The organism is Acinetobacter sp. 18QD2AZ41W, from assembly GCF_009829025.1.
GTDB lineage: Bacteria > Pseudomonadota > Gammaproteobacteria > Pseudomonadales > Moraxellaceae > Acinetobacter > Acinetobacter pseudolwoffii.
The window spans coordinates 1-6877 of record NZ_WURP01000025.1; the positions used below are offsets into that span (position 1 = coordinate 1).

General features: G+C 36.1%; 7 protein-coding genes. 5 read left to right on the forward strand and 2 right to left on the reverse strand.

Annotated features, from left to right (window positions below; genetic code table 11):
• Nucleotides 1–138 precede the first annotated feature (138 nt).
• Entirely contained in the window at nt 139–750 is a 612-nt protein-coding gene (locus GVV58_RS14620) for a recombinase family protein (RefSeq protein WP_015060246.1), read from the reverse strand.
• Between the two features lie 194 nt (nt 751–944).
• Between GVV58_RS14620 and GVV58_RS14625 the strand changes: the two genes are divergently transcribed.
• Both GVV58_RS14625 and GVV58_RS14630 read left to right on the forward strand, forming a co-directional pair.
• Nucleotides 945–1325 (forward strand): hypothetical protein, encoded by a 381-nt coding sequence (locus GVV58_RS14625; RefSeq protein WP_015060210.1) that lies wholly within the window; start codon nt 945–947, stop codon nt 1323–1325.
• Nucleotides 1326–1498: 173 nt separating this feature from the next.
• A complete protein-coding gene (locus tag GVV58_RS14630; RefSeq protein ID WP_005198828.1) occupies nt 1499–1915 on the forward strand; it encodes a hypothetical protein in 417 nt (138 codons plus the stop codon).
• Between the two features lie 68 nt (nt 1916–1983).
• On the opposite strand, the gene GVV58_RS14635 is transcribed toward GVV58_RS14630, so the two are convergent.
• Nucleotides 1984–3570 (reverse strand): MobA/MobL family protein, encoded by a 1587-nt coding sequence (locus GVV58_RS14635; RefSeq protein ID WP_159516839.1) that lies wholly within the window; start codon nt 3568–3570, stop codon nt 1984–1986.
• Between the two features lie 223 nt (nt 3571–3793).
• Here GVV58_RS14635 and GVV58_RS14640 point away from each other — a divergent pair, with 223 nt between their 5' ends.
• From GVV58_RS14640 to GVV58_RS14650, 3 genes are all read left to right on the forward strand, one after another.
• Nucleotides 3794–4489, forward strand: coding sequence for a hypothetical protein (locus GVV58_RS14640; protein WP_159516840.1), 696 nt, complete (start codon nt 3794–3796; stop codon nt 4487–4489).
• 607 nt (nt 4490–5096) lie between these two features.
• Entirely contained in the window at nt 5097–6020 is a 924-nt protein-coding gene (repM, locus tag GVV58_RS14645; RefSeq protein WP_005198814.1) for a replication initiation protein RepM, read from the forward strand.
• A 68-nt stretch (nt 6021–6088) separates the two neighbouring features.
• A complete protein-coding gene (locus tag GVV58_RS14650) occupies nt 6089–6643 on the forward strand; it encodes a plasmid replication DNA-binding protein (protein WP_171065308.1) in 555 nt (184 codons plus the stop codon).
• Nucleotides 6644–6877 lie beyond the last annotated feature (234 nt).

Sequence of the window (6877 nt, forward strand, 5' to 3'; positions counted from 1 at the left end):
TAATTAGTTTTTAGTATTCTTTATAGAAAATGCCTCGATCAAGGGGCATTTCTAACAATCATTTAACATAAAATTTCTTATGTGAAGTAACCTGAATGCAGCGGTGCCCCATTGGGGGCGCGTTGAGATAAGCCTCTTTTAGATAACTTTAGCAACTCGATAGACAGTTGCAACTCCACAATTCACTGCTTTGGCAATTTCTTCCTTAGTCATATTGCCAACTACTAGCAATTCTTTTATTCGTTTATGTTTAGCCTCATTTGCCTTCTTGCCTGTTGGTTTGTAACCCGAACGTGCCAGGCCCTGCTTAATACGTTCTATACGTTTCTCATTGTCTAGGCGGGCCATTGTTGCCAGAAGATCAATCAACATATTGTTGATGAGTTCCAAGATTGAATGAGTAATGCTGTCACTGGTTTGAATCATTTGGTAGGTAGTAGGAAGATCTGCTACGACTAAACGAAGTCCCTTCTCCTGGATCCTGCGCTTCAGCTCTTGAAAATCTCGTTGGGTTAGGCGTGATAAGCGGTCAATACTTTCAACTAACAATGTGTCACCTTGATTTGCTTCTGACAGTAGCTTATTCAATTCAGGTCGGTCTAACTTCGTACCACTATAGTTTTCCACGTACACAATGGTTTCACCCAAATTCAAGTTTTGGTTTAGATCCTGAAGAATCTGCAAAGCCCTTTCTGCATCTTGATCTTTAGTTGAAGCTCGTAGATAAATACGTGTATTCATTTCTATCATTTAATCTTAATTCTATTAGATTAATGATAATACTATCATTTAATTATTGCATTAAGTCTAATGATAGATATTGTATGCGATTTGGCTCGCTATCATTCAGGTATAGTCTTTTGATAAAAAAAGCATGACTAAAAGCCATGCCTTGGGAATTCGTATAACGTGTATTATGTTAATTTTAGGAAATCTTAATCGAAGTGAAATATATAGCTCAAATCATAGAATGTAATGAGAATCTCGAATTCATTCTAAAAATTAAGGTTCGTAATGAAATTCTAGAGGTATTTAGTTCTTCAATACCCTCATGTATTGATCTCAAAAAAAATTACCTTATAGATTTAGAAGCTACTATTTTTGATGATTACCTTATTGAGAAAACACATTATTCCCATCAAATTAAGCAAATAGATAATAGTCTAAGATATGAAATTATTGGATATTTAAAAGAAGGGAAGCTAGATGTTAATGGCTTAATTTTTGAAGATGATATTTTAAATAGAGATTTTTTTTACTTAGATAACAATACAGTAAAATGGACTGTCGATAGAATTAATGCTGACTTTGATGACAGAGATTGAATCCATTTAACATAAAATTTCTTATGCGAAGTCAAAAATGGGAGCTATAAAGTCAAATCTATGGCGTATCAATAAATAGAATTGATATAAAAATGATGCGATTAGCTGTCTAATTCACTATTTTTCAATTGGTTTTAAGTAAAATCATTGCAATAAATACGGTCATTGTGAACATGAAATTATTTCTAGATTGTGAATTTAATGGTTTTGGTGGAGAACTTATCTCGATGGCACTTGTTGATGAAAATGAAAGATACTTTTACGAAGTTTTACCATGTATAAATCCCACTGCATGGGTACTTGATAATGTTATCCCTATTTTAAATAAACAAGCTATTGATTTAAAAGAGTTTCAAAACATATTATTTAATTTTCTAAATCGCTATGAAAATATACATATAGTTGCTGACTGGCCAGAAGATTTTTCATTGTTTTTAACTTCACTCATAATTAAACAAGGTAGTTGTATGATTACTCCAAAATTGACAATGGAGCTTTGGAACAGCGATGCGAGTTTAGCAGCAGAGTCAAGAATCCCCCATAATGCTCTACAAGATGCTTTTGCACTAAAACGAAAATATGTGATCTGAAATAATTTTTAGCTTTTTTAAAAGATTACAGCTTCAATATGGAAAAATAGTTCATTTATTTTAATCTCCTAAAACCCTGGTCCATTCCAGTCATGGGATGACTCATTTTTCTTGAGCTGATTGACTTCAACCGCATCTAGAATCTGGGGTTCAAGGTGAGTATTTAACGCCTCAATGATGAGATCATCTCTTTCTTTAAACTTTTTAAGATTATGCTGCTGATCTAATTCATAATCTTCAGTAAAATAACGACTCGCTAGCGGTGCGATAAAACCCTCATAAAGCTGCATAAACCCTCGCATTTCAACCTGTTTCACCTCAAAATTTCGCTGGATATCATTGCGTTGCCATGGATAGAATTGATAACTAAAGTTCGTATCGAAAGCTTGACTCCGGGTGTCATCAAAATTAGCTAGCTTTTGAATAAATTGGCTTAGATTTCTTAAAAAATGATGTAAATATGCTTGGTCATCTTCATTCGAACAATATTGATCAAGCTTGTCCCAAACCGATGGCTCCGCATCCTGTAAATTGATCTGAATAAACGTCGCCCCAGGAACAATTAATTGCTCACAACTCAAGTCTTTCATTAACGCCTGTTTCTGTAATTCTAACCAAACTGAACCAAAAGCCGAACGTTCTAAAAGCCGATTCATGATCATACAATTTTGCTGATGCATCTTTAAAAACGATTCATGATAAGAAGCCCCTTGGCAAGCCTTCACAATCGTTCGTTGTAATTCATTCAGTTCAAAATCCGTGTATTTTTTCCGATCAGCATAGCGTTGTTGTAGCGGCTTTATCTGTTCTAACTCACGCTTGGCCAGTTCGTTCTCATATGTTGTTTTATACAGCTCCATTTTGTTTTCTTCTCGGATCCGTTGAATCGTTTCTTTCTGTGCTTGAACGTCGAGCTGAATAATGGGATCTGCACTGTACAGTTTCCACCGCGGAATCTGCGGAACATCTTTTAAATCGGTACCAAACTGTGTGTTGTAATCCCGATTCGATAAACAAGAAACGCTATTTTCAACCGTTAACGCTAGACCATTAAGCATGATGTTTTTTTGTGGGGCATATTTCTGCAGGCAATCATTCAGTAATTGTTCGGTCGTCTGCCTAAAAATTACCACCTGATTCTTTCCCTGGCCCAAAGCATTGGCCGTCATTTTTTGTGCACCGCCTTGCTGTGGATTTTTGGGCCTGTACTGTTTAAAAAACTGTTCTGGTGATCGTTCTATTCCATCGACAAGGCTTCGTTCAGAGTACATCAGATGTAAATGCGGTTGATCCTCACCCGTTAAAGCACTGGCATGATGGTGTACCGCTGCCGTATAGGGAAACTGATACGTGTCGGTAAATTCCTGAATAAATGCTTCGACCAACTCGATCCGCTGCAATCTGTTCAGCTCTTTAGGCAAAGCAACCGTTAAAACAGTCGATGTCCGACCCCGTTCAATTTCATGCTGATCGGCACTTTTCCAAAAATCTGCAGGCCGATTTTTAGCCCAAGCAGGAAGATGTCCGGAACGGACAAACTCTAATTCTTCATCCTGTTTTTTCGCCAAGAAATGTCCAGTCCTGGTGAGGTAATGGAAGGTATTTTTGCTGCTATTCGCCTTCTTTACATTATGCCGAATGTCCATGTAAAACATTGATTGCTACTCTCGATTTTCGGGGGCTTTTGCTTTTGCTCCGCAGGACGAAGACTTCTGTCTTTTTTGCAAAACTATCACGCTAGGGATAGTTTTGCAAAAAAGACAGGGAGACGAGATAAAAATTAATTCTGCCATACAGAATTAATTTTTAATTTCACTTCAATAACAAGTTAAGCTCACTGTACTAACGGTAAAAATAGTTGAATCTTTAGGAGCATTTATGGCTGGTCGTCAAAAATTGGTTTTAACTTTGGATGATGTAAAACAACTGATCAAACATATTCAACAACTGCCCTTCAAAAGAAAAATAGAACAGCGCTTATTAGACATCCTTCCAGGCAAAAAAAGCATGGCTGATTTTTCTGAAGCAGACTGGCTTCTCATAAAAAAATGTCGCTATGAAAAAAATGCCTATCTCAAACAAATAGCAGCTTTGGCCAAAATTCAATCGCAGCCTACGCCAACAAAATTTGAACGAGACATTTTAGATTTAGCCAAGCGTTCCGATATTGATGCACATTTTTTAAAACTGGATGCCTTAAAAAACTATCTGCAACAACAGGATCAGAAGAAAGCTGAAATCAAACTCAGAAACCAGAAAAAGCGTATCGATGCGAAAGTAAATAAACCCGATCCAAGTCTAAAAAAACAACGAGATCGAGAAAACTACTACTTGGGTGCAATGTGTAAAAAGCTGTTTGATGTCACTGGTTTTCATGCCAATCAATCGAATGACTTAAAACGCCTAGAACAAATCTTTATCGATACAGCAGCAACGGCTGTTCTAATCGAAAAAAATCAAATGACTGAAGATCAAAAAATAAGAACTGCTGAGAGGCATGTACGAAATGAAATTCTCAAAACCACAGTAGAGGGGTTTGAGCAGGACAGTAGAAATCCATTTAAAGCGACATAGCGCTCGTTTTAGCCACTTTTAATCTGAATAACATGAAACTATGCGTAAAGCAGAAAAGATTCAATATGCGTCAAATAGGACGTATTGAACGAGTGTCTACGAGTGGCACACTGAAAAGTCGCGCCTAGACTCCCTGAAAAACTGCTTTTTTATAAATTGAGTTCAAAAAATTATGGATAAATGGGCTTAATTTGACGCTAGAACGAGCATCGCGAGTAAAAAGGGGTTATGAGCAAAGCGAATCCATTTTTGTTGTTGCTTTTGCTTGTGCTTTTTTCACTATAAAAATTGAATTCGGTATGAGAAAAAAATTGCCCCTTCGAACTGAGCGAAAGCGAAGTTCAATAGAGTTTGAGCAGAGCGAAAACATAGGGCAATTTTTCTTTAGTCGGGCTTTTAATTATTTTTTAAGCTTTTAAATGCTTTTGAATAGGCTATAGCCCAGTTGTAGTAAGTCTTTCGAGCCTTATAAGACGACACTTACCTTGCAATAAGACGACACTTACCTTGCAGTAAGACGACACTTACCTTGCAATAAGACGACACTTACCTTGCATAAGACGACATAATATATTATTGTCGTCTTATCTCATAAAAACAAAGTGCTATGAAAGAGCTAATAGTAAAAGATAATGCTTTAATTAATGCTAGTTACAATTTAGACCTAGTCGAACAACGCTTAATTCTTCTTGCGATCATGGAAGCTAGAGAAAGTGGGAAAGGTATTAATGCGAATGATCCCCTGACAGTTCATGCTGAAAGTTATATAAACCAATTCAATGTACATAGAAATACCGCTTATCAAGCCCTAAAAGATGCTTGTAAGGATCTATTCGCTCGTCAATTTAGCTATCAAGAACAACGTCCCAAAGGGGTAGCAAACATCACTAGTAGATGGGTTTCACAAATTGCTTATATCGATAATACAGCAAGTGTTGAGCTTATATTTTCACCAGCCATAATTCCTTTAATTACAAGGCTTGAAAAACATTTTACAAGCTATGAAATGAAACAAATTAGCTATCTAAGTACAGGATATGCTGTACGTTTATATGAAATTTTGATTGCATGGAGAAGCACTGGGAAAACACCAGTAATAGAATTAATTGATTTTAGAAAACAGATTGGTGTACTAGATACTGAATACAATCGAATGCATGATTTTAAAAAACGCGTATTAGATCCTTCAATTAAGCAAATTAAAGAGCACACAGATATTACAGTTGAAGTAGAACAGCATAAAAAAGGGCGTTCTATCACTGGTTTCTCATTCAGACTCCAACAAAAAAAATCTGTAAACCAAGAACTAATTAACACCATAAATTTAGACACAGTAGATCTATGTTTTAAAATGACAGATGCTCAACGTCATATGTTTGCTAATAAGCTTTCAGAGCTTCCTAGTATGGGTAAATATTCTCAGGGCACAGAAAGCTTCCAGCAATTTGCTATTCGTATTGCCGAAATGCTACAAGATCCTGAACGATTTAAAGAACTCTATCCATATCTTAAAAAAGTTGGATATCGTTAAAATAGTCATGTAACGTTACATGACTACCTAATGTTTACTGACATACACTTTTTTACTTGGGTTACATGATGAAAGCATTGTCTGTTATTGAGTTGGCTAATCTATATGGAATGAATCGCCAAAGCATTTATAAGCGTATTAATAAAGGGGATTTATCTAAAAATAGTGATGGAAAAATTGATTTTTCAGAAGCAATACGTGTATTTGGAGAACCCTCACACAAAAATAATAATGTAACCACGTTACAGTATACTTCGGTACAAAAAGAGACAGAAGTAGACATGCTAAAACAGCAGGTAGACATACTAAAAAAACAGCTAGAACTTGCACATGAACGAGAAATTTTTCAAAGAGAACAACTAGCAACAAAAGATAATCAAATCGAAGCGATACAACGCTTATTAGAAGCTCCAAAACCCCATATGACTACGTTTACCGATCAAGAACTGGTACAGCCCAATATGGCCAAAACAGCTCCAGAACAGGACAAAGCAGAAGCTAAACATGAGGGATTGACTACTCTGGAACAGACAGAGAATAAGCGTATTCCCGTGCCGGAGCAGGTTGAACCAGAGCAGCCGAAAAGAGGCTTCCTCAGTCGCTTTTTCTTGCCGAATGGGTGAGGGTATTGTTGACTGGAGCTAATCAAAACTGTGGAACAAAGGTTAAATACTAGGCGTGGAACGTGAAGAATCCATAAAAAAGCCTAGTTTGTTCAAACTAGGCTTTTTTATGGATTACAACTTATTGAAATAAAACAATTAATACAGACGATTTCGCATAAGGTGTATTATGTTAATTTTAGAAAATCTTCACTACTATTATTTTAAAATAAGCCTTATATCCAAGCATAAAAC

Coding starts and splice junctions, on each gene's coding strand:
- GVV58_RS14620 (WP_015060246.1), bottom strand. CDS start 750: ATGATAGAAATGAATACACGTATTTATCTACGAGCTTCAACTAAAGAT.
- GVV58_RS14630 (WP_005198828.1), top strand. CDS start 1,499: ATGAAATTATTTCTAGATTGTGAATTTAATGGTTTTGGTGGAGAACTT.
- GVV58_RS14635 (WP_159516839.1), bottom strand. CDS start 3,570: ATGTTTTACATGGACATTCGGCATAATGTAAAGAAGGCGAATAGCAGC.
- GVV58_RS14640 (WP_159516840.1), top strand. CDS start 3,794: ATGGCTGGTCGTCAAAAATTGGTTTTAACTTTGGATGATGTAAAACAA.
- repM (WP_005198814.1), top strand. CDS start 5,097: ATGAAAGAGCTAATAGTAAAAGATAATGCTTTAATTAATGCTAGTTAC.
- GVV58_RS14650 (WP_171065308.1), top strand. CDS start 6,089: ATGAAAGCATTGTCTGTTATTGAGTTGGCTAATCTATATGGAATGAAT.